The organism is Vibrio syngnathi (assembly GCF_002119525.1).
Classification (GTDB): domain Bacteria; phylum Pseudomonadota; class Gammaproteobacteria; order Enterobacterales; family Vibrionaceae; genus Vibrio; species Vibrio syngnathi.
Window position 1 is genome coordinate 1,184,773 of record NZ_CP017917.1, and the last position, 20,852, is coordinate 1,205,624.

Below are 20,852 nucleotides of genomic sequence, written 5' to 3' on the forward strand. Positions count from 1 at the left end.
TTCCATACCTGCTTCAAACCCCTCAGCTTTACTTTTCCACTAAATTCTTATTAATTAATAACTTAGCGAACTATTCACGCAAACGCTGTCGGTTTATTGCGCAATCGTTTTCCTCCCTATCTCACTCAATATCACCCTCATTAAGCAATAATGTGAAGAAAGTGCCTCGAAATCACATAAAAATCACACTTTTCTCCAACAAAAAAATGTCTTTTTTCTTAAATAAATTCGATTATTTTCCAATTTTTATCTGTTTTCGACCAAACTGGCCAATTTGGTGACGTTTTTGTTTTGCCGTCACTTGGAAAAGTAGAGTGAAAACGACTCAATCTAGAGGCCAATACTCACTTGGGTTTGATAATTCAGCCCTCGCACTCCACTAAATGAAGCTTTCAAACTCAAACTTTATAAATCCACTTTCTATTCACCCGTAGCATTGCCGCGCCGAAAGCACATTTCGTGGCTTCCCTTTCGTTCATGTAACCTGGAACATTCAGTAAAGCGCATAGAAAAAGAAGATTGATTGACGTGAAAATCTAGGGGAAAGATTAGATTTGAAGAATAAAAAGCAAAAAAAAATGGCTAAGGTAATTAACCTTAGCCATTTTTATTCGATGTTTTGAATTGTTCTTTACAAGCTATTGAGTATCGAATTAAGACAGGTGTTAATTCTTTTGAGCGCTTAACGCTTCTGCAGTCGCATCTTGAATCGACAAGAACAATGACGTGATTTGTCCAGTAGGCGAACGCATCGGGTTTAGCGTCACGTTCTGGTACATGAAATCAGCTTGTTGAGTGACAGGGCGAACATTGCGGCACTTGAACAAGTAAGGTCTTTGTGGCCATGTAATAAAGCTGCGACAACCTAAATCATAGACTGGCTTGGTTTTCAGCCTAAACCACTCCTCTGGGATTTCAGGGAATAATTCAAAGATCGACTTACCGATAGCATCATGTGATTGCTTACCGCTATGGTGAGTCATGAAGCCATTCCAAACTTGCACCTCAAAATCGCGATTAATAACCACCAGCCCCATGTCGACGTTCTGAACCATGTCCACCATCCAGTGGAACTGTTCAAATTCAGCAGGAAGATTCAACATATTAAAACTCCTCCATTAGGTAGGCCAATTTATTATCTAGAAGTGGCAAAGATTCATCAACAAACATGAATAGAAGGTCACAACGGATTGAAGTGCCGTCTATGTTATAGCTGACTTCGAAAGTCATCGTTTTCTTGAATGAGCCGCCGGTATTTTCGATAACGGAATCGATTGAGATGTGTTGACCAAGCAACACAGGAGAGCTCTGGAAGAAACGAACTTCTGACTGCTCACCTAACCCATTCAGGAATGAACCCACAAGGATGTTAGATACATCCATCAACAGCTCTAACTCTTCTAACTGTTCGCTTTCTGTTGGCACCTTCATGAGCTTTTTAAGATCGCTCACACTGGAATCACTCAACAAGACTAACGCTTCGCCTGCAATGCCTTCTCCGCTAAAGCCTTGGCAAACACCCGACACTTGGTCGTTGTCTGCTAAGTCGCGAAGTGCCATGTGCAATTCACTCACTTCCAAAATATTCACGTTCGGTAGTGGTAAATGGACAAATACATCAAAGTGGCGCGCCAATGCATCGGCAGCACGGCCGATTGCTACGTTCGCCACTTCCATGTAGATATCACGTCTGCGTAGTATTGGGAGATCTAAAGCGGTAGGGGTAACCACCTGAGGCTGCGTTGGCGGCTCAACAAGTTCACGTAAAATGCCTTTTAACGCTTCTTTATCGATCGGTTTTTGTAAAAACGCTTTAGCACCAAGGTCCATGACCCTCTGCTGCGCTTTTGGCTGGATGTCACCGGAAACAACGACAACAGGTGTGTTATCACCTAAGCGTTGCATCTCTTCCAATGTGCCATAGCCATCTAGCTCTGGCATGGTCAAGTCGAGGAACATCAGTTTAAACTGGTTTTGAGCTAACTCTTCAAGTGCATTAAGCCCATGAACAGCAAAAGTTATATCTGCATTTAGAGAACTAGGCAATGATCGAGCCATCTGCTTCCTTGCTAATGCAGAATCATCACATATAAGAACTGGGAACGACATAAATGCACCACCGACAAATTAAAGCTAATTTCGAGGAGTGTAACAGATCATTATCGTATCAGGTACGGGGTGAATGAATTTATATGTAGATTATTAGTCAGATTGATGGGAAAAGCGGATATTCGATTATCTCTGATTATTCTTTATGAAAAACAATATGCTACAGAGATAGTAACAGGCCTTTTTATAAAGTAATTGCACTATTTCATGAAATGACTGCGATAATTTATAGAATAACAGCCTTAATAAGTAGCCTATTAAGGCTCGACTTGCCGATTCACGCAACAGCCATAGATGTTTGAACGCCTATTCGTGTTGATCGCCTACTACGCGTTTATCAGGTTGACGTTTTATCCGTTTTACATAGTGAGTACAAGGGAGCTAAAACTGATATGTAGGCCATAGAATCAGTAATGCGAAACGAATAACCACAGCAAACACCAGTAAAGCGATGCCCAGACGGTACCATTTGTATTCCGCAATATTCATTGGGATACGCTTATAAAACATCGTAATCACGCCTTTCCAATCACTACTGCGTCTTCCGTACTGCATCATGCTCGTCAAAACAAACAGAGCGCCAAGTACTAGCATTCCTTTCTCTGCCCAAAACAATCCAACTTCCATTTGTATTTTCCTTGATAAAACGGTGAGCGACTTAAATCATTCTAGCCACCTTTACGCTCGGTTTCTGTAAGACCAAGGTCTAAATTACGAAGTACGCAATTCAGGGCTTTTAGCTGATAGCTGATAGCGCATTGTCGGTAATTAGAAACTGGTAATTGGTAACTGGTAACTGGTAATTGGTAATTGATAGTTCTCGGTCAGCAGTACAAAGTTTATCGTTCAAGGTTCCATGGTAAAGGCGAGCATCACAAGCAGATCACGAATAAGCATGAGTCGAGAGATCCGGAGACTGACTGTTCTTTTGAATGACACGCATCAGCTGGATAAGCAGCAGAATACCTGTCACACCTAAACCAACACCGATTCCGCCCCAGATCCCTGCCAATTCAAACTTAGACATCAAATACCAAGCCGCTGGCAAACCAAATACCCAGTAACCAATGGCTGTCATTACGGTTGGCATTGAGACAATCTTCATCCCTCTCAACAGGTTAATCGCCAATAACTGCCAAGCGTCTACAATAAAGCACAACGCAACCACCCAAATAGCAGAGGCCAATAGCGAAGTCATTGCGCCCGTACCATCGTCTAACTTGAAGATAGACGCGATCATTTCTGGCCAGATGATGAACACGGCAGACAAGGCGACACTCAACACAGACACCAAGATAAAGCTTAGAATCGAGGTTCTTTTGATGCCTTCGTAGTGACCCGCACCGAAATCACGGCCAACCAAAATCGCCGCAGCTTGTGAGAAGCCGAAATTGAAGTTCCAAGTAAAGCTTAAGCATTGCAGTAGGATTTGGTGCAGTGCTAGAGAAGCAATACTGATCGTCCCCGCCATCAGAGTTCCGCCGTATATCAAGCCATGTTCAAGTAATGCAGCGAGCCCAATAGGCAAACCCATCATCAATAAAGGGCTCATTAATTTGATTGAATACTCTTCTGTGTTTAACCAAGGGGCGAACTGCTTAAACTCGTCACGCTTAAATACCCAAACCGTGTATCCAACCATCACGATAAAGGCCGCGATAGCCGTACCTAGCCCTAAACCGGTTAAACCCATGTCTAATTGGAAAGTTAAGAAGTAGCTCACTGGCACATTCAGAATTACCGTGATAATAGACATCACCAGAATAGAGCGCACATTACCGAAGGCACTGGTTAATCCACGCAGTACCAACAAAATAAGCGAAGGCAGCATCACCCATTTCAAGGCATGCACATATTCCATTGCTAAAGTAATCACTTCTTGGGGCTGTTTTGCTGCCTCTAATACCAACGGAGCAAACCAAAAGCTGGCCATTAAGGTCACACTCAACACAAATGCCAACATGGTGGCACCTTTAACGGCTAATCTAATTTGTGTGTTACCAAACTCAGGGCGAGCCACTCGCTGACCGTAAGCGATCGCAATCAAGTTCGCGACACAACCCACGGTGCTGCTCGCAATAATAAAGATGAAAAAGTAGATAGAGGCGCCTAGGCCACCAGCCGCAAGGGCTGACACACTGATACGCGACATCATCCAAACATCAGTAAGGACTAACGCCATGGAGATCAGCTGTGAAATGATCAAAGGGAATGCAAGAGTGAGTATTTTTTTCATGAGCGCCTCAGGTAATTTCGCCCAAAATACGATCGATGAGGCTGGCGTTCAATTGATAAATTTGCGACTCTAACATTCCATAAACTCATGCGAACGAATTATGACCCCATATCCTAGCTTGCCATCATCCCATAATGGCTTAAAAGCCTTCGAAGCTGCTGCAAGGCTGATGAGCTTTACGCTGGCCGCCGATGAGCTGCATGTGACACAAAGTGCGATCAGCCGTCAGATTAAACAGCTTGAAGATGAGTTAAACGCATCATTGGTTATTCGTAAGCATCGAGCGATTGAATTAACAGAACAAGGTCACGATTTGTATGTAGCTTTACGTGAAAGCTATGCCAATATCGAAGCGGTTATTGCTTCTTGGGGCGAGCCAAAGCAGAAACGTATTGTGATCAAAGCGACTTTGAGTTTCGCGACGCGCGTATTGATCTCTAAAGTAAGGGAATTAAACGAGCGTTATCAAGACTATGAAATCGTCATTGTGCCTGTGATTGAGGAAGACGAATCGATCAACAGCAGCGAGTACGACTTGTTGATCTTTCACACGCGCTTCAAAAAACGCTATGACAAGGCACCTAACATCACCTTCTTGCGTGAAGAGTTTATGGCACCAGTCTGTTCGACTAGTTTAACGAATTCTGCCAGCTTAGGTAATTCTACCAACTTAACGAACAAAGATACTGACCTCGATTCGATCTTAACCTTACCAAGACTCCACCCAACCTTAGATCATCACGACTGGAAAGTGTGGCTGGCTGATGTCGAGTTCCCGCCGAAAAAGCCCGTTAGAAATACCAGCTTCTTGTCTTTGGATATGGCACTCAGTGCTTGCTTGTCAGGTGAAGGCGTCACGGTGACGGATTTGCTGTTGGTTTTGCAGGATCTACAACGAGGCTTCTTGTACTGCCCTAAAGATGCAAAGATTCAACACAGTGCTTGGACTTACTTCATGCACCAGCGTACACACACACCTATCATCAATGACCTTATTGAATGGCTGAGGGAAGAGACAGCAAAAGAGATCGAGTTGCTAAAATCACTCGCACAGCAATATCAATGGTTTGGTGTAATAGAGCAAGACAAAGGCTTTGGTCGACTCTCTTAAATTAAGCTATGATTCCCCTTCCCTCACCCGATTGATATTTTTATGCCTTCTTTCTCTGTTTCAATGATCCCTGTTGGGGTTAGGTTCATGATCCTCTCCGCTTTTGGGTTCGCACTGATGTCTGCTTGTGTGAAATACATCAGCAACTACGGTATACCTGTATTTGAAATCGTTGCAGCAAGGGCTTTGGTGTCTTTGGTCATCAGCTATATCGATGTGAAACGAAAAGGCATTTCGATCTGGGGCAATAACAAACCTTTATTGTTTGTTCGTGGTGCTGTCGGTACTGCGGCGTTGATGTGTGTTTACTACGCTGTCACCACCTTGCCATTAGCAGAAGCAACTATCCTGCAATACGTACATCCCGTGTTTACCGCGTTGCTTGGCGTGTTGTTCCTCAAAGAGCGCGTGCAAAAGTCGACCATGATCTGCATTGCATTCTGCCTCGCGGGATTGTTGGTGATGGTACAACCAAGCATGAACAGTGGCGTAAACAGCGAGTTACCCATGTTCAGCATTATGGTGGCGTTATTGGGCGCGTTTGGTAGCTCAATTGCTTATGTAATTGTGAGAAAGCTTAGCCAAACTGAAGATAGCTCGGTGATCATCTTCTATTTCCCGCTGGTTGCTCTTCCAATCTCAACAACCCTGATCTGGAACGACTTTGTATGGCCGAGCTTATTCTTAACCGTTATGTTGGTTCTGGTCGGGATTTTCACTCAGATAGGTCAATACGGTTTAACCAAAGCGATGCAAACTCAAGCTGCCGGTAAAGCTTCAGCTTACTCATACGTTCAAATCGTATTCTCAGCGCTGTTAGGCGTGTGGATCTTCAATGAGATTCCATCAGTTTGGACTTACCTAGGTGGTGGTCTAATTGTCACGGGCGCACTCATTAACGTGTTTGGCAAACAGTTGTTAGTGCCATTCAAGGCTAAGTAGCTAAGTAGCTAAGTAACCAACTAAGCAACTAAGCAACTAAGCAACTAAGTAACTAAGCAACTAAGCAACTAAGCAACTAAGCAACTAAGCGACTAAGCGACTAAGCAACTAAGCAACTAAGCGACTAAGCGACTAACAGAGTAAATATCAATTAGCCAATCAGCTAATAGATCTAAAAAGGGCATTGCGGAATATTCCACAATGCCCTTTTTGTAAGTCTTCCTAGCACCCTTTCTTGGACGTTTTATTTCGAACAATCTTGCTCTAGTACACCAACTCGATTAACGAGTTTTATTACGTGGCATTGCGCAGCTTGGGATCATCACTCAAGTACTCTACAAATTCGATTTCAAAGCCCGCAGGATCAACAAAGTAAACGTTTTTGCGATAAGGTTCTTCAGCCCCAGGTTTGGCAATAGGGAAACCCGCATCAATAAGGCGCTCAATCACGCTTTCGATATTGTTGGTTACATAAGCAAAATGCGCGAGACCGACAGAATGCCCAGCCAAATCCCTGTTTTCTCCTTCGCCGTGATCGCTCAACGCGATGTATTGGTATTCATCACCAAAATGTAGCCAGTTACGTGGCTTGCCAGACCATTCGCCTTGCCCTTCATCACGCACATACCAGTGAGGGAAAGCTGCTTTATAGAAAGTCAGCATCTCTGGGATATCTTTAACCACTAAATTTACATGTTCAAGTTGGATCATTCTTCTCTCCTTAAAGTATTCTCTTAAGCAACGTTGCATATCCTAATACCTCAAGTTAAGTTGAGGTAAAGAACTAATTTACGTTTATTTTCGAGAACGTCTTTAGAGTCCAAGTTGTTCTGCTTTGACTACATACAAACTGTAAGTTTAGACGACCTAATCCAATGTAACTCTCTGCCTCGTATTATGTTTTTTGTACTTAATACCCGTTACTTTATGGGAGGTGTTATCTCCAAACCACACCTCCTATAAAGTGAGCCGATGAAATGGATGTTGTATACAGGCCTCCCCTCAGTGATCGCAATGCAGAACCAAACCGTAGTTAATTAAAATACAAGCACTTAGTATTTTTTAGTCGACTGCGTAGCGGGAGTGATACATGGACAGCAGAATTACCATCAAAGAATTTCTCAGAGTGTTCGATTACCTTCGTTCAACGGGCGAACAGTTGGACAATAAATATCAATTAGGTGAGATGTTTGCTTGGCACGATTACGACGGTTACACCTGTTGGCTAAGCTACAGAGACGTTACGGTAACCCTGATGTTCCACGGTTCATTAAAAATCGAATACGACAAAGCGTCGAACTATGAAGACTTCATCAACCATTGTCTGGCAATGCTTGCTACAGAGCCTTCTCCATAAGTACGAAAGGTCAACACGCCCTAACAACTAATGGAGAAAATCATGCACGAAACTGACTTTAAAACGCACTTACTGCGTGAACGAATCGCTTCTTTGTGGCTAATACTCGGCCTTTCTTTTTTATGGTCTCAAGTATCTGTAGCAGGAATAGATATGATTGATTTTACACAAGCGAACGAACAGAAGAACTGGACAGCGACCAACGACAATGTGATGGGCGGCATCTCAACAGGCGGTCTTATTCATGATGGAGAGACGAGTCAATTTAAGGGCGAACTATCGTTAGAGAACAATGGTGGCTTCAGTTCAATCAATCGCTCTGTTAAAACACTAAGCTCTGAAACGGACAGCGTAGAGTTGACGTTTGTGGGTGATGGTCGTACTTACCAATTAAGGTTCACAACGTGGATCGATGGAAACAGGACCAACTACAAGCACAACTTTGAGACAATTAAAGGTGAAGAACTCAAGAAAATCTTCCGACTAAAGGACTTTCAAGCGGTGTTTAGAGGTCGGTTACTCAACGAAGCTCCGGGGCTTAAAGCTCAAGACATTAAACAGATCGGCTTTTTGATTGCAGACAAACAGCCTCTGCCCTTCGAGCTAAACTTACTTCAGATTCAATTCAAAGCCTCGCAAGAAACGGAGTAACGCTTTGTTGAAATAAGGTAAAGTCTGAATAAACCACAGACAAACAAAAGCCCCTGATATCTTACCGATTCGCGATAGATATCAGGGGCTTTCCATTCAAGCGTTCAAAAGATCAATGCTTCAAACCGTCAAAGATCTAAATCATTAACTATTAATATTTAATGGCTGTTTTTCCAATCGACGTACTGCTTTCAATACGTTGGTGCGCATCTTTCAGAGTCTCAACACTAAAACCATTCAACGTCGTCGTTAGTGTCGATTTAATGCGGCCTGCATCAATCAAGTTCGCAGCTTGGAATAAGATGTCTTGTTGCTTCTGGATATCGTCGGTGTTGAACAGTGAACGTGTAAACATCAGCTCCCACACAAAACCGACAGACTTACCTTGAAGCGCCGACAGATCAATTCCACCATCGAACTCCACAATCGAACTGATCATGCCTTGTGGTGCAATCAGCTCCACCATCGACTCCCAGTGCACTTTGGTATCCGCAACATTAAAAATGTAATCGACATGCTGGATGCCTTGCTCGCGCACAGACTCAACCAAGTTACGATGATTCACCACATGGTCTGCACCCATATCCCTTACCCACTGCTCGGTTTCAGGTCTTGAAGCCGTCGCAATGACAGTCAGGTTAGTCAGTTGGCTCGCCAATTGAATCGTGATTGAGCCTACGCCACCAGCGCCGCCAATGATCAGAATCGATTTTTTCTCTTCAGGACGAACACGTAGGCGATCGAACAACGCTTCCCACGCAGTGAGTGTCGTTAGCGGCATCACAGCAGCAGCTTCATCAGAAAGGCTCTTTGGTGCTTTCGCCGCAATACGGTAATCAACGGCTTGGTATTCCGCGTTAGCTCCCATACGTGTTACGTCACCAGCGTAGTAAACACGGTCACCTAATTCAAAACCTTCAACGTCTGTACCTTTACCGACAACTTCACCGACTGCGTCATAGCCCAGCACTTTAGGTTGTTCGAGTGTTTTATCCTTAGCATTACGAATACGAATTTTTGCGTCAGCAGGGTTGATAGAAGTCGCGCTCACTTTTACAAGCAAGTCATTTTCTTTTAGTTCTGGAAGATTCGTTTCAAACTCAAATAAACTGTCTTGCTCTGTAATCGCAAATGACTGAGTAAATCCAATAGCTTTCATTTTTGATGGTACTGACATTGTGCTTTCTCCTTGAATTAGACGAGTTAATCTTAGTCAATTCTCACTCTAGATAAACCGTCTAACATTTGAATGATTTTCAAATATATTTTGATAATTAAGCGTATAAAATTAGCTTAGAAGAGGTAAATAAGGATTAACCCGCTTTGTGATTAGCAAAGATTTCAATACAATGTTTAGAACATTATCAAACACAGGTAGATAAGATGCTTCTTGAAGACTTACAGGTCATTTTAAAAGTGGCGGAGTTTCGCAGCATCACCGCAGCAGCCACCAACCTAGACATGCGTACTGCAACCGCGAGTGCTGCCGTCAAACGAGTTGAAGCCGCACTAGGCGCTGAACTGTTTGTAAGAACCACTCGCCATTTAAGGCTATCTTCAGCAGGCGAACGCTATTTACCTGAGTGTGAACAAGCCTTGAAAATATTGGAGCAAGCCAAGCTCAGCATGCGCGAAGAGCTTGGTATTATCGATGGAGAAATCCGCATTGCGCTTTCATCGGATCTAGGCCGCAACCTCATCACACCTTGGCTTGATGAATTTCTGCTTGAATACCCCAAGGCGACACTTCGCACCAGCATTAGCGACAGTAATATCGATTTTTACCGTGATTCTGTTGATATGGCGCTACGTTACGGCTCTCCGACTGACGCCAACATGTATGGTTTCAAGATCTGCGATGTGCCGAGAATATTGTGTGCGGCTCCTGAATATTTGGCTGAAATGGGAACACCAAAACACCCGAATGACTTAGCTCAGCATAATGGTTTGCTTTATCAGCTACATGATATGTTGCAAGACGAATGGGTGTTTAAGGATGGTAAGCAGGAGCACAAAGTGAAGCTGAATGGGAATCGTGCATCGAACGATGCTGACCTTGTTAGACGTTGGTGTGTTGCTGGTAAAGGCGTGGCGATAAAGTCTTGTTTAGATATGTCGAAACATTTGCTTTCTGGTGAAGTGGTTAAAGTTATGCCTGAATTTAAACCAACCCCAACCGAGCTGTGGTTAGTCTGCCCTAGTCGTCAATCCATCACACCAACAGTTCGCTTATTAAGAGATTTATTCCGTAAGAAAACCGCAGAGATCCTTTCTCAACTGGGAGACCAAGGTATTCTAGAAAATAAAGCATCATAGGATCTAATGCTGCTTAGAGATAAGACGCAGAGATACAAAAAAGGCGTTAGTGAACTTTGAAGCCACTAACGCCTTTCTTCATTTGAACATCACCCTGTATTAATGGATGTATCTACATTAATACTAATACTTAAATGCGAGTGCTTAGTTTGACTCTTCTTCAACATCGCAATCAGCACAGCACTGAAGCGCAATTTCATGTTCGAAGGTGATTGTATCTTGGCCTTCTTCTAGAAGTTCTGCAATTTCATCCGCGACTTCTTGCTCATCATCAGCTTCAATTCCGCTCGCTAACTCTTCTTCTGAATAACCGAAGAAATTCAGTAATAGATACTCGCGAGCTTCGTCTTTGGTACAAACCACATTTGCTGAAAGATCAGGCGTAACTTCACCTTCCGCAAGTGTCTTTGTCACTTGCTCTAGAGCAGTATCTTTCATCGCAGGCGTTAACCAACCAAGATCAGTACTTACTGTCGTTTTTTTACAGTCGAAGCAAGGCAGTTGGTGAAAGTAGTATTGAAAGGTAGTCATAGGTAATTTCTTCTTTAAGTGTTGTATAGCGAGATTATGCGCGTTTTATAGCAAAATACTATCTCAATCAACACCAAAAATTGATTCGCTCTGATTATTTTAACCAGATGCACAGCAAGCCATACTGACAACTTTAATCATCGGCTATTTGCTTAAATCGCCACACACATCGGCGTATTGGATATAGGGTCACGAAATACGCTCGCTTTGAGATCAAAAACATCATTCAGTAATGTCTCGGTCATCACCTCATCGGGGGTGCCTTCAGCCACTAAACCACCTCTTTCTAAAACGATCAAATGATCGCAGTAACGGCTCGCTTGGTTCAGATCATGGAGCACAACCACCACCGTTTTTCCCTTGTTATTCATCTGCTGCATCAAGTTCATTAATTCAACTTGGTGAGACATATCAAGATAAGTGGTAGGTTCATCCAACATCACGACATCTGTGTCTTGCGCTATTATCATCGCTATCCATGCTCTTTGACGCTGCCCACCCGACAGTGCCTCAATCGGTTTATCAGCGAACTCAAGTACGCCGGTATCATGCATTGCTTGTTCGACAATAGCTTGGTCTTCTTGCCCTAACCTTCCCCAATGGGACACATAAGGAGAACGGCCATATTCAACCAGTTTTCTTACCGAAATGCCTTCAGGGCTGACCAATATTTGCGGCAGAAGAGACAACGAACGCGCGAGCACTTTATCGCCATAGCTAGACAACGGTTTGTCTTCAAATAACACCTCTCCTGTCACCGGCTTATTGATCCTGACTAACGTCTTTAATAAGGTAGATTTACCACACCCATTGGGTCCAATTAAGGCTGTGATTTTTCCCTTTGGGATGGACACCGAAAGGTTCGGTATGATCGTTTGTTTGCCGTACGCGACGGAAAGATTCTGCGTTTTTAGCATGGTTACCAACCTCGATAGCGATAGAGAAGAAAGATGAAATAAGGCGCGCCAATGACAGAAGTAAGTACCCCTGCAGGTAATTCAATCGGTGGTTGTAGACCTCTTGCCAAGCCATCGGCACAAGTAACCAGAATCGCGCCCACCAGAGCAGACGCCGGGATTAACAACTTATGATTATGCCCAAACAACAAGCGCGCTAAGTGAGGTGCTAATAAACCCACAAAACTGATCGTTCCAGCCACTGAAACGCTGACGCTGGCAAGCAACACAGCGGCCAATAGTGCAAGAGCTTGTATCTGTTTTGGCTTAGTACCCAATGTGGTGGCACTTTCCTCACCAAGCCCCATAACATCCAATCGCCAAGCAAGCCAAAATGCCATTGGCAACAACAAGAGCAATGCTCCCCAAATAAAGGGAACTTGCTGCCAATTTCGTCCCCAGAGGCTGCCGGTTAGCCATACCATCGCCGTGTTGATCTCGATGGGGTTAGTGACAAGCAAGAAGTCGATACAACTCGCCAGAAACGCACTCACTGCAATACCAATCAAGGCCAACTTGGCGGGTGTTGGCCTTGACCACCATGCCAATAGCGCAATCAGCCCAGCAGCCAATACCCCACCGAACATCGCTACGACAGGAAGCACACTGACTGGTGCATTGGGGAACCAAACTAAACTCGCTGTCGCAGCAAGCCCTGCCCCAGCGCTAATACCCATAAGATCAGGCGATGCTAACGGATTACGTATCACGCCTTGTACTAATACGCCGGATAGCCCCAACCCTGCGCCCACGCTTATCGCGAGTAACATACGTGGTAGTCGATACTGATGGATAACAAAGTCGTCACTGGAAGATGCGACCAAATGTTCGATGACTTGAGGAATTGAAAGTGACGCCGCGCCGACAAACAAACCCGCGGATGCCACTAATATGAGAACCCCTGATAACAAAACTATCTTAGTGTGATGGTGCATTAAGATCTCCTCGTCGCAATCAAAATAAAACAAGGTGTCCCAAGTAGGGCTGTAATAACACCAACGGGCGTTTCAGTCGGGAAAGCAATCGCTCGTGACAACGCATCTGACCAAGACACTAATGCTGCGCCTGCCATTGCAGAGATAGGAATCAGTAGATGGTAATTGTGCCCAACCATGGGCCGAACCAAATGAGGAACCAACAATCCAACAAAACCTATGGGACCAGCGATAGCGACACTGGCACCCGCAAGCAACACGATAGCCAATCCACTCATGAGGCGAGTAAGCCGGATATTACTGCCCAACCCCACAGCCACTTCTTCACCAAGCGCCAGTAAGTTGAGGTTACGAGCAAGGCTAACAGCCAACACCAAACCAATCACTGCTGGCGGCCAAAGCTGTTGCCACTGTCCCTCATCCACGCTAGACAATGAGCCGGTAAGCCAATGCAGCACGCTATAAGCCATATCATCAGCTAGAATCAACGCTGCTCGAGTTAACCCAATCAATAAAGCAGTAATGGCGATACCCGCTAAAACCAAACGTAACGGATGAGAACGTTCGGAGAAAAAGCCACCGAGGAGCATCACAGCACCACCGCCTAGCAATGCACCAAGAACGGCATTAAGGATCGGGTTTAAATCACTCACCACAGGTATGCCTATCGCAGCTAAAGCCATAAAACAGGCTGCGCCAGCGTTAATACCTAGGATTGATGGAGACGCAAGTGGGTTACGTGTTAATCCCTGCATCAATAGCCCTGCAACCGCTAAGCTTGCACCAATCAATAACCCAGCGTGAGCCCTTGGAGCTCTTAGTGTCGCCAATATTTGATGAGTCATATTGCTCTCATCAAACGCAAACCAATAGTGAACTAAGTCACTCAATGTCAGGGAGAAATTCGACCAACCTAGCATAGAGGCCACGTAACCAGACATCGCAAAACACGACACTAAAGCCGTAAATAACGTGACTCGCCACGACACTAATACCGTAAGCCACGACACGATAAGAGAACGTCGCTTACCTCTAGAGAGCAACATCGAACTCATGAACGATCCAAGATCTGCTCTAGATTTTTCGCCATTTGTTCTGCGGCCAACATGCCTCGATTCAATGACCATAGTGCTGGTGACACTTCTACCACTTGTTGATTCTTCGCGGATGTTAATACATTAAACAGTGGGTTTTTCTGCCAATCATCAACGATATTTGGATCTGAGTAAGCACCAAGGAGCAACCAGTCAGGATTTGTTTTCAACAACAACTCAAAGCTGGTTGGTAAGTACGCCTTGTCTGTCGGATCCACTATTGGGCTAGCAATACCTAATGTGGTGAGTACACCTCCTGCATACGAAGCAGGGCTATGTAGCCACATTCCTTTTTCCGACACAACAGCAAATTGGACAGTTTGTTTAAGCGAGAAATGACTTTTAAATTCCACCATGGCTTGTTGATGTTGGTGAATTCTTTGTTCCATTGCCGATTGCTTATCGAGGGCGATACCGACCTTAAGCGCAGATTCCAAGTTCTCTTGATAAGTCTCTCCACGGCTTTTGAGCATCAGAGTTGGTGCGATTCGCTGTAGATCTTGATAAACCGTACGATGACGCTCTGCATCGGCAATGATCAGGTCGGGCTTTAATACCGCAATGGCTTCTAGACTAGGCTGCGAACGCATCCCAACCGATTCCCATGGTTGCACTAATTCACGCACCGCCGGAATCACTCGCGAAGTATCATTGTCATCGGCAACACCAACCGGAGACACGCCTACCGCAGCTAACGCATCGACAAATGAGAACTCCAACACCACAACGCGTTGCGGGGTAGTCGCTATCTCAAACTGACCTTGCTCATCTTGAATGATCCTCGTTTTTGCTGAACTGGAGAATGAGAACAAGCTTAAAGCCAACAAAGCTAAGGTTATCGCTATCCTGCTGAATAAAAAATGCCTTTTGAATGACAGCAGTCCGTTCGGCAGCAGCCATTGATTCGAAAATAAAAGTCGAGAGCTGTTTTCCATATTTACTTTTCCTTAAACACTAGAACCGGGAAAGTCGCCAACAGTATTGGCGACTTATATTCGTTATTATTTTTAATCAATTACCCATTAGAACTGATAGTTCAGATCCAAAGTGTATGAACGCCCTGGCGCTGGATAGCGGCCAACCGGACTGGTATCAATACCGCGGAAGTAGTAGTCCTCAGCAAACAAATTGTTCACTGCGACATTCATACGTAACTTACTGTTTTCATCCTTATACAAGTCTGAACCTAGGTTTAAGTTCCATACCATGTAAGCAGGTACTTTGCCTTTCGCACCCGTTGCATCTTCAACACTGGTATTGGCATTGTCAGAATAAGACTCACTGAAATAGTAACCAGATAAGGTCGTATCTACCCTGCTAAAGGCGTATGTCGCATCCCAGCTAAGTTGATGCTCCGATGTGTAAGGAAGTTGCTTACCTTTGTTTGCACCCTCTGCCTCTATCGTCGCATCCAAATAGTTATAACCCGCACCTAAACTCAGAGCTTGCATAGCCTGCGGAACATAACGACCTGAAAGCTCAATACCTTGATGAAGCGTTTTACCAATATTATCAAAGGTCTGTGTTCCGCTTTGCCATTGGAGTTGGTCTTCAAAATCAATGCGGTAGAGCGCGACATTAAAGCTAGTTGAATCTTGATTGTAACGAGCACCCAACTCGTAGTTCCATGCGAGCTCACTGCCCTCTTCACCCTTGCCTCGGATGTAAGCGATTTGTGGTGCGCGCAAAGATTTCTGCGCATTGGTGTACCCAACCCATTGCTCAGTTAAATGGTATGCCACGCTTAAGCCCGGTAACCACTCGGTCACTTTGTTGTCTGTACTCTGTACTTTACCTAAATCATTAAAGGTCATATCAATCGATTCGTAACGAATACCCGGAGTAACCTTTAGCACGTCGTTAAACAGGCCAACTTCATTGCTGATGTAACCTGCGAAAGCATCGGTATTCAAGTTCCAGTCACGTGGCACTTTTGTTACTCCGCCAGCAATTGGCGTTTGCGTTAGCTTGTAATCGATATCTTCATTTACATAGCGAGCACCCACGATCAAGTTTTGCGTCACCGTATTACCGTCAAAGTACATCGCTAACTTAGGTTCCACACCATAAACAGCGAATTCACGTGGTGAAGTGCGAATATCTGTTGATGGTAATGCCGGATCCGCCCAGTGACCGCCTGCGCTATTAAAGCCCCATTGGAAGAAACGCTCAGAGTGGTGACCGAATGTCAGAACCTCTAACTCTGCGCCATCCGCAATATTCAAATCATGCAAATACTTCAGGCTCCAACGTGTTGATGTGCCTTTGTATTCGTCATATGGTCGCTTCGATTGAGTACGATCTTTCTGGTAATCTTTTGGCGACAAAGCGCCCGGCATTTGGGTATCGGCGTCGTAACGCTGAACAAATGCTTGTAGCTCCTGGGTATCGCTGAGTAACCATTGCAACTTCGCTTGGAAGTTTTTTACATCCGTATCCGAGTGCTCACGGAAGCTTTCACCTTTTAGGAAGTTACCTTCCACTTGAAGCGCAAGCGTATCGGTTAACCAGCCACCCGTGCGTAGGTAAAAGTCATTCAGTGGTGTATCGCCATCCTCGAATACAGTAAAGCGATTACTGATCTCCGTTTGCCACTCGTGTGGAATAGGCTTAGTCACCAAGTTGATCACACCACCGACGTTGTTTGGCCCATACTGCACAGCAGCGCCACCACGTACGATATCAATTCGATCAAGCATCGATAGCGTTGCCGGGAAAATCGATTGTCCGGTATGACCATAAGGCGCAAGAGTCAGTGGTACGCCATCCATCAGGAATTGAGCGTGACCACTGCGGCTCGCCTTCAAGCCACGCACCGATATGTTAGGTAGGGCACCCGTACCGGTTTCGTCTTGAACCTTAATACCCGGTACACTTTGAAATGCTGAATCAATCGAGAGTGCGCCAGTCTTTTTAATTTGTTCGTTAGTTAGAACGGTACGCGCTCCCGGATACTCTTTCACATCCTCTAGTTCTGAGTCACCGATCAAGCTACCCGTCACGACAACCGTTTCCATGGTTGTCGTTTGCGGATCAGACGCAGCGAATGCACTCATGGAAGTCACTGCCGCAATGGCTGTTGCAAGTGCGCTCAAGCGAAGCTTATGTTGTGCGCGGGGTTTACCATCCAAATTCTGGTAAGGCATGAAAATCTCCTAAGTAGGCAAATTAGGGTCAAAGGCTGTGCTTTTAAGTTATGCCAACGCTTTGACCCATTGGGCTAAACGACCTCAAAGAGGCCAACTGTTCACTCACTCGTAGCGAACAAATCAATAGTTTTTTCAGTTGAAATAGCTTTTAGTCACGTACTAGCTTTTAGTTACGTACTAGCTCTTAGAAACGTAATAACGCTTAAAAATTAACGACTCTTAGATCTGAACTCGCTTTTAGAACTGATAACCGTAGCTGAGCATGAATTCTGCTGGTGCGCCGTAGCCAATCTGATTCGTGCCCGACTTACCACTGGTTGCCCCAAGAATGTATTTCTCGCCAAGTACGTTATAAGCGTTCGCTTGAACTTTGTGACGACCCGTGGTGTATGCAGCCATCAAATCAACAGTGGTGTAATCACCTAATGCGACGGCTTCATTATTCCCCGCGTAGCGGTCCCCTACGTATTTCACACCACCGCCTAAACGCCAGTTTTCGTATAATTGGTAAGTACTCCAGAGTGAGAACAGGTGATCAGACACATCATTAGGCTTTTTGCCTGTATCTTTATCTTCTGCATCTAAGTAGCTATAACCAACTGAGATATCCCATAGTTCTGTAATCTGACCGCGAGCTTCCAGTTCAATACCTTGGTGACGTGCTTCAATCTTATTGATAACGTCGCCATTAATATTGGTTTGTGGTTGTTCTTGATCAATTTGGAAAATAGCGGCATTGAGCATCAAAGCGCTATCGAGTAAGTAAGCTTTCGCACCCACTTCTTTTAGATCGGTATGGAAGAACTCAGCCAGTTTAGGGTTGATATAAATACCGGAGTAAGGCAGTTGCCACGAACGAGCTAAGCTTGCGTATACCGACATATCGTTGTTGATACGGTAGACCAAGCCACCACGGTAGCTCACTTTGTTATCATCTAGCTTCTCTTGGGCTTTCCCAGCTTTTTGCTGCTCAAGTTCCATAGAGTCGTAACGCACGTTACCGATCACCGATAGATCACCAAAGGTGTAAACGTCTTGAATGTAGACGCCAGTGGTCGTTGTCGTGTTATCACGGAAAGGCTTGAAACCCGGATCAGGCGTTGCTCCTACAACAGGGTTATAGATGTGTTTTGGAGGTAAGGTTTTATCACTTGCTAACGTTAAATCGATATTGATCTGGTTATAATCCGCACCAATCATCATTTGGTTAGAATCGGTTTCCCACACTAATTCGGATTGCATCGTCGTTGTGGTTCGAGGGTCATAGCCGAAATTGTTCACGGTTTGAGAAACTTTATCTCCCGCCACAGTACCTTGACGCGTGCCCTTTTGCTCAAGTTCGATATGATTGTATGCCGCTCGGTTTGTCCATACCCACTCGCTATTCAAGCGCCACTCATAATTAATGCCAACACGCAGGCTATCGGACTCTTGATAATCGTTAGTGCCACCGTAGAAAGAACTCTCAGAGACATCGACAGGTTTGCCATTTTTAGATGGGACACCACGATATGGCACCAGTTCTTGGTGTGCGTATTCGACATCTAAATCAACGGTATGCCCTTCAGCTGGCAGCACTCGAATGGTTGGTGCGATAAAGAAATCATTAGAATCGACATGGTTAACATACGAATCAGCCTGTCGGTGTTCCAGGTTAATACGTCCATTGACCTTATCTGAAAACGCCATTGAGCTATCCACCTGCCCGACAAATTGGCTGTTACTACCAACACTACCGTTCACATTGGTAAAACTGTCACCGTTAGCACGCTTAGTGACCAAGTTGATGATACCGCCCGCGGAGCCTCGACCATAAAGTGCGCCTGCAGGGCCTTTAACCACTTCGACACGCTCAACATTAGATAGGCTTCGGTACGACTGTAATGTTCCATCATCACGCATACCATCGCGGTACATGTCATTCAGCGCATCAAAACCACGAATCACAAACTGGTCTCGGCTGCCTTCACCTAAGGTGTTATTAACACCAGCAACACCATCAAGCGCATCCACTAAGCGGACGGCACCGCGGTCTTCCATCTCAGTTTTAGTGACCACCGATACGGCTTGCGGGACATCTAGCCATTCGACATCTGTTTTAGTACCCGATTGCGGCATATGTTCCGCATAACCTTCGTACTGATGACCAATAACTTGTAGGGTTTCATCCACCGTTACTTCTTCTGAAGCCATTACATTCGACACGGTAGCTACTGCGGTTAATGCACCTCCAATTGCCAAGGCGCGGGGGGAGAAAGCCAATCTAACGTTCATATTCTAATTCCGGTTTAGTTTATAAGATTACGATTGACGCGAATAAGAACAAATATCATTTATATTTGCAATGTATATTTTACAGACTACCTTACCGGCAAGGTATGCAACATCGCTAATTACAAAATAGTCAATAAAAACAAACCTATAAAAAAGCAAATCTTTTAAAATTATTGGAAAAACGAATAAAAGTAGGTGACAACGACGTCGGACAATTGGAAAGACTCAGTAAAGAAGACTTTTCGATAAGGTGAAAAACGGCAAATATGGGTAGATTTGAGCAAGGCAACGGATGGGGTTAATACCCTTTAGTACGGCGTGCCTATTAACTGGTCACACCTCAAAATCAGGTTCAATAATTCAAGTCGACATCACTTAATGGCTAGCAAACATCGAAGTCTCATATATGCTCATATATGCTCATATATGCTCATATATGCTCATATATGCTCATAAACGAAAGCTTATTTTTATAAGAATTCATACGCATCATGAATAATAACAAAGGACTGTTTTATGCCATTGACATTAGATCAAGCTGCTCAGCTAATGAATCGAAATTTAGAACAATTTTTACATCGTTGTCCGCTTTCCATTAGTAGTGCTGGCCAATCAAAAGGAGCACTTACCTTTTATTTATATAGCCTCGGAGATACGGCGCTTGGTATCGATCAAGGTGTTCAAATGCCAGAGATGCGTTTGCGCTTATCTAAAACGGCGCTGTCAAGTAGCGCTAAAGCTCTTCAATGCATCCACATACCGGTATCTCAGTTTGAACAACTTAAGCCTGAGTCCATTTCTAAAGTCACCCACTATGATTCTGTAAACTTCCTTGTTACCACTCAATTAACAGGTTGTACGTTTGCTATCCGACCGGGGAAAGGAGGCGGGCTTGAGTTTTTGCATGTTCAGCCAAATAGAGATTTTGATGGCGCAAAAATACAGCAAGCGATAAAAAAGGAGTTTCAAGTGTCTTTCGGTAAAGGGAATAGCTCTAACGGTACTACTTATGGGAATAATACCCGGGTTACTGTTTTAGGGGAGAGGAAAAATGGCTTGTGGAAAGTTTATGCACAGTATCAAGACGGCAACGGAAATGTGACTGGTGTTGATTGTATCTACAAAGAACCCAGCTCAGTAGCCTATGTTGACTGACAAGCATGATTAGCAAAGAAGGCGTGCCATATTCTC

General features: G+C 44.5%; 19 protein-coding genes. 6 read left to right on the top strand and 13 right to left on the bottom strand.

Annotated features, from left to right (window positions below):
* Window positions 1–665 precede the first annotated feature (665 nt).
* From K08M4_RS20120 to K08M4_RS20135, 4 genes are all read right to left on the bottom strand, one after another.
* Window positions 666–1,103, bottom strand: coding sequence for a PAS domain-containing protein (locus tag K08M4_RS20120; RefSeq protein WP_009844817.1), 438 nt, complete (start codon window positions 1,101–1,103; stop codon window positions 666–668).
* A 1-nt stretch (window position 1,104) separates the two neighbouring features.
* Complete coding sequence (locus K08M4_RS20125) at window positions 1,105–2,109, bottom strand: response regulator (protein ID WP_012600962.1); 1,005 nt, start codon at window positions 2,107–2,109, stop codon at window positions 1,105–1,107.
* A 381-nt stretch (window positions 2,110–2,490) separates the two neighbouring features.
* A complete protein-coding gene (locus K08M4_RS20130) occupies window positions 2,491–2,736 on the bottom strand; it encodes a hypothetical protein (protein ID WP_009844815.1) in 246 nt (81 codons plus the stop codon).
* Window positions 2,737–2,992: 256 nt separating this feature from the next.
* Window positions 2,993–4,345, bottom strand: a complete 1,353-nt coding sequence (locus K08M4_RS20135; protein ID WP_086051205.1) for an MATE family efflux transporter — start codon at window positions 4,343–4,345, stop codon at window positions 2,993–2,995.
* Window positions 4,346–4,445: 100 nt separating this feature from the next.
* Between K08M4_RS20135 and K08M4_RS20140 the strand changes: the two genes are divergently transcribed.
* The gene (locus K08M4_RS20140; RefSeq protein ID WP_086051206.1) at window positions 4,446–5,456 is read left to right on the top strand and encodes a LysR family transcriptional regulator; all 1,011 of its coding nucleotides are present in this window, start codon (window positions 4,446–4,448) and stop codon (window positions 5,454–5,456) included.
* 42 nt (window positions 5,457–5,498) lie between these two features.
* Window positions 5,499–6,398, top strand: coding sequence for a DMT family transporter (locus tag K08M4_RS20145; protein WP_086051207.1), 900 nt, complete (start codon window positions 5,499–5,501; stop codon window positions 6,396–6,398).
* 294 nt (window positions 6,399–6,692) lie between these two features.
* On the opposite strand, the gene K08M4_RS20150 is transcribed toward K08M4_RS20145, so the two are convergent.
* The gene (locus K08M4_RS20150; protein ID WP_009844811.1) at window positions 6,693–7,109 is read right to left on the bottom strand and encodes a VOC family protein; all 417 of its coding nucleotides are present in this window, start codon (window positions 7,107–7,109) and stop codon (window positions 6,693–6,695) included.
* Between the two features lie 379 nt (window positions 7,110–7,488).
* On the opposite strand from K08M4_RS20150, the gene K08M4_RS20155 reads away from it, so the two are divergent.
* Together K08M4_RS20155 and K08M4_RS20160 are read left to right on the top strand one after the other, a co-directional pair.
* Window positions 7,489–7,755, top strand: a complete 267-nt coding sequence (locus tag K08M4_RS20155; protein ID WP_086051208.1) for a DUF3081 domain-containing protein — start codon at window positions 7,489–7,491, stop codon at window positions 7,753–7,755.
* 30 nt (window positions 7,756–7,785) lie between these two features.
* A complete protein-coding gene (locus K08M4_RS20160; RefSeq protein ID WP_198299336.1) occupies window positions 7,786–8,406 on the top strand; it encodes a CIA30 family protein in 621 nt (206 codons plus the stop codon).
* A 151-nt stretch (window positions 8,407–8,557) separates the two neighbouring features.
* On the opposite strand, the gene K08M4_RS20165 is transcribed toward K08M4_RS20160, so the two are convergent.
* On the bottom strand, window positions 8,558–9,583 hold the full coding sequence (locus K08M4_RS20165) for a zinc-binding alcohol dehydrogenase family protein (protein ID WP_086051210.1): 1,026 nt from the start codon (window positions 9,581–9,583) through the stop codon (window positions 8,558–8,560).
* A 206-nt stretch (window positions 9,584–9,789) separates the two neighbouring features.
* Here K08M4_RS20165 and K08M4_RS20170 point away from each other — a divergent pair, with 206 nt between their 5' ends.
* Window positions 9,790–10,722 (top strand): LysR family transcriptional regulator, encoded by a 933-nt coding sequence (locus K08M4_RS20170; protein WP_086051211.1) that lies wholly within the window; start codon window positions 9,790–9,792, stop codon window positions 10,720–10,722.
* Between the two features lie 144 nt (window positions 10,723–10,866).
* Here K08M4_RS20170 and K08M4_RS20175 read toward each other — a convergent pair whose 3' ends face one another.
* From K08M4_RS20175 to K08M4_RS20205, 7 genes are all read right to left on the bottom strand, one after another.
* Entirely contained in the window at window positions 10,867–11,253 is a 387-nt protein-coding gene (locus K08M4_RS20175) for a hypothetical protein (protein ID WP_009844806.1), read from the bottom strand.
* 152 nt (window positions 11,254–11,405) lie between these two features.
* On the bottom strand, window positions 11,406–12,170 hold the full coding sequence (fecE, locus tag K08M4_RS20180) for a Fe(3+) dicitrate ABC transporter ATP-binding protein FecE (RefSeq protein WP_086051212.1): 765 nt from the start codon (window positions 12,168–12,170) through the stop codon (window positions 11,406–11,408).
* Between the two features lie 2 nt (window positions 12,171–12,172).
* Window positions 12,173–13,144, bottom strand: a complete 972-nt coding sequence (locus tag K08M4_RS20185; RefSeq protein WP_086051213.1) for an iron chelate uptake ABC transporter family permease subunit — start codon at window positions 13,142–13,144, stop codon at window positions 12,173–12,175.
* Window positions 13,144–14,199, bottom strand: coding sequence for a FecCD family ABC transporter permease (locus K08M4_RS20190; protein WP_086051214.1), 1,056 nt, complete (start codon window positions 14,197–14,199; stop codon window positions 13,144–13,146). Before K08M4_RS20190 ends, K08M4_RS20185 begins: the two co-directional genes overlap by 1 nt.
* Window positions 14,196–15,173, bottom strand: coding sequence for a Fe(3+) dicitrate ABC transporter substrate-binding protein (locus K08M4_RS20195; protein ID WP_086051215.1), 978 nt, complete (start codon window positions 15,171–15,173; stop codon window positions 14,196–14,198). Before K08M4_RS20195 ends, K08M4_RS20190 begins: the two co-directional genes overlap by 4 nt.
* Window positions 15,174–15,260: 87 nt before the next feature.
* Window positions 15,261–17,384 carry a TonB-dependent receptor family protein gene (locus tag K08M4_RS20200; protein ID WP_086051216.1) on the bottom strand — a complete coding sequence of 708 codons (2,124 nt, stop codon included), beginning with the start codon at window positions 17,382–17,384 and terminating at the stop codon, window positions 15,261–15,263.
* 240 nt (window positions 17,385–17,624) lie between these two features.
* Window positions 17,625–19,661: a TonB-dependent receptor gene (locus tag K08M4_RS20205; protein WP_086051217.1), complete on the bottom strand. Its 2,037-nt coding sequence runs from the start codon at window positions 19,659–19,661 to the stop codon at window positions 17,625–17,627.
* Between the two features lie 516 nt (window positions 19,662–20,177).
* Between K08M4_RS20205 and K08M4_RS20210 the strand changes: the two genes are divergently transcribed.
* On the top strand, window positions 20,178–20,816 hold the full coding sequence (locus tag K08M4_RS20210; protein ID WP_086051218.1) for a hypothetical protein: 639 nt from the start codon (window positions 20,178–20,180) through the stop codon (window positions 20,814–20,816).
* Window positions 20,817–20,852: the final 36 nt, after the last annotated feature.

Coding starts and splice junctions, on each gene's coding strand:
- K08M4_RS20125 (WP_012600962.1), bottom strand. CDS start 2,109: ATGTCGTTCCCAGTTCTTATATGTGATGATTCTGCATTAGCAAGGAAG.
- K08M4_RS20135 (WP_086051205.1), bottom strand. CDS start 4,345: ATGAAAAAAATACTCACTCTTGCATTCCCTTTGATCATTTCACAGCTG.
- K08M4_RS20195 (WP_086051215.1), bottom strand. CDS start 15,173: ATGGAAAACAGCTCTCGACTTTTATTTTCGAATCAATGGCTGCTGCCG.
- K08M4_RS20205 (WP_086051217.1), bottom strand. CDS start 19,661: ATGAACGTTAGATTGGCTTTCTCCCCCCGCGCCTTGGCAATTGGAGGT.
- K08M4_RS20155 (WP_086051208.1), top strand. CDS start 7,489: ATGGACAGCAGAATTACCATCAAAGAATTTCTCAGAGTGTTCGATTAC.
- K08M4_RS20140 (WP_086051206.1), top strand. CDS start 4,446: ATGACCCCATATCCTAGCTTGCCATCATCCCATAATGGCTTAAAAGCC.
- K08M4_RS20185 (WP_086051213.1), bottom strand. CDS start 13,144: ATGCACCATCACACTAAGATAGTTTTGTTATCAGGGGTTCTCATATTA.
- K08M4_RS20170 (WP_086051211.1), top strand. CDS start 9,790: ATGCTTCTTGAAGACTTACAGGTCATTTTAAAAGTGGCGGAGTTTCGC.
- K08M4_RS20165 (WP_086051210.1), bottom strand. CDS start 9,583: ATGTCAGTACCATCAAAAATGAAAGCTATTGGATTTACTCAGTCATTT.
- K08M4_RS20190 (WP_086051214.1), bottom strand. CDS start 14,199: ATGAGTTCGATGTTGCTCTCTAGAGGTAAGCGACGTTCTCTTATCGTG.
- K08M4_RS20175 (WP_009844806.1), bottom strand. CDS start 11,253: ATGACTACCTTTCAATACTACTTTCACCAACTGCCTTGCTTCGACTGT.
- fecE (WP_086051212.1), bottom strand. CDS start 12,170: ATGCTAAAAACGCAGAATCTTTCCGTCGCGTACGGCAAACAAACGATC.
- K08M4_RS20160 (WP_198299336.1), top strand. CDS start 7,786: ATGGAGAAAATCATGCACGAAACTGACTTTAAAACGCACTTACTGCGT.
- K08M4_RS20150 (WP_009844811.1), bottom strand. CDS start 7,109: ATGATCCAACTTGAACATGTAAATTTAGTGGTTAAAGATATCCCAGAG.
- K08M4_RS20120 (WP_009844817.1), bottom strand. CDS start 1,103: ATGTTGAATCTTCCTGCTGAATTTGAACAGTTCCACTGGATGGTGGAC.
- K08M4_RS20210 (WP_086051218.1), top strand. CDS start 20,178: ATGCCATTGACATTAGATCAAGCTGCTCAGCTAATGAATCGAAATTTA.
- K08M4_RS20200 (WP_086051216.1), bottom strand. CDS start 17,384: ATGCCTTACCAGAATTTGGATGGTAAACCCCGCGCACAACATAAGCTT.
- K08M4_RS20145 (WP_086051207.1), top strand. CDS start 5,499: ATGCCTTCTTTCTCTGTTTCAATGATCCCTGTTGGGGTTAGGTTCATG.
- K08M4_RS20130 (WP_009844815.1), bottom strand. CDS start 2,736: ATGGAAGTTGGATTGTTTTGGGCAGAGAAAGGAATGCTAGTACTTGGC.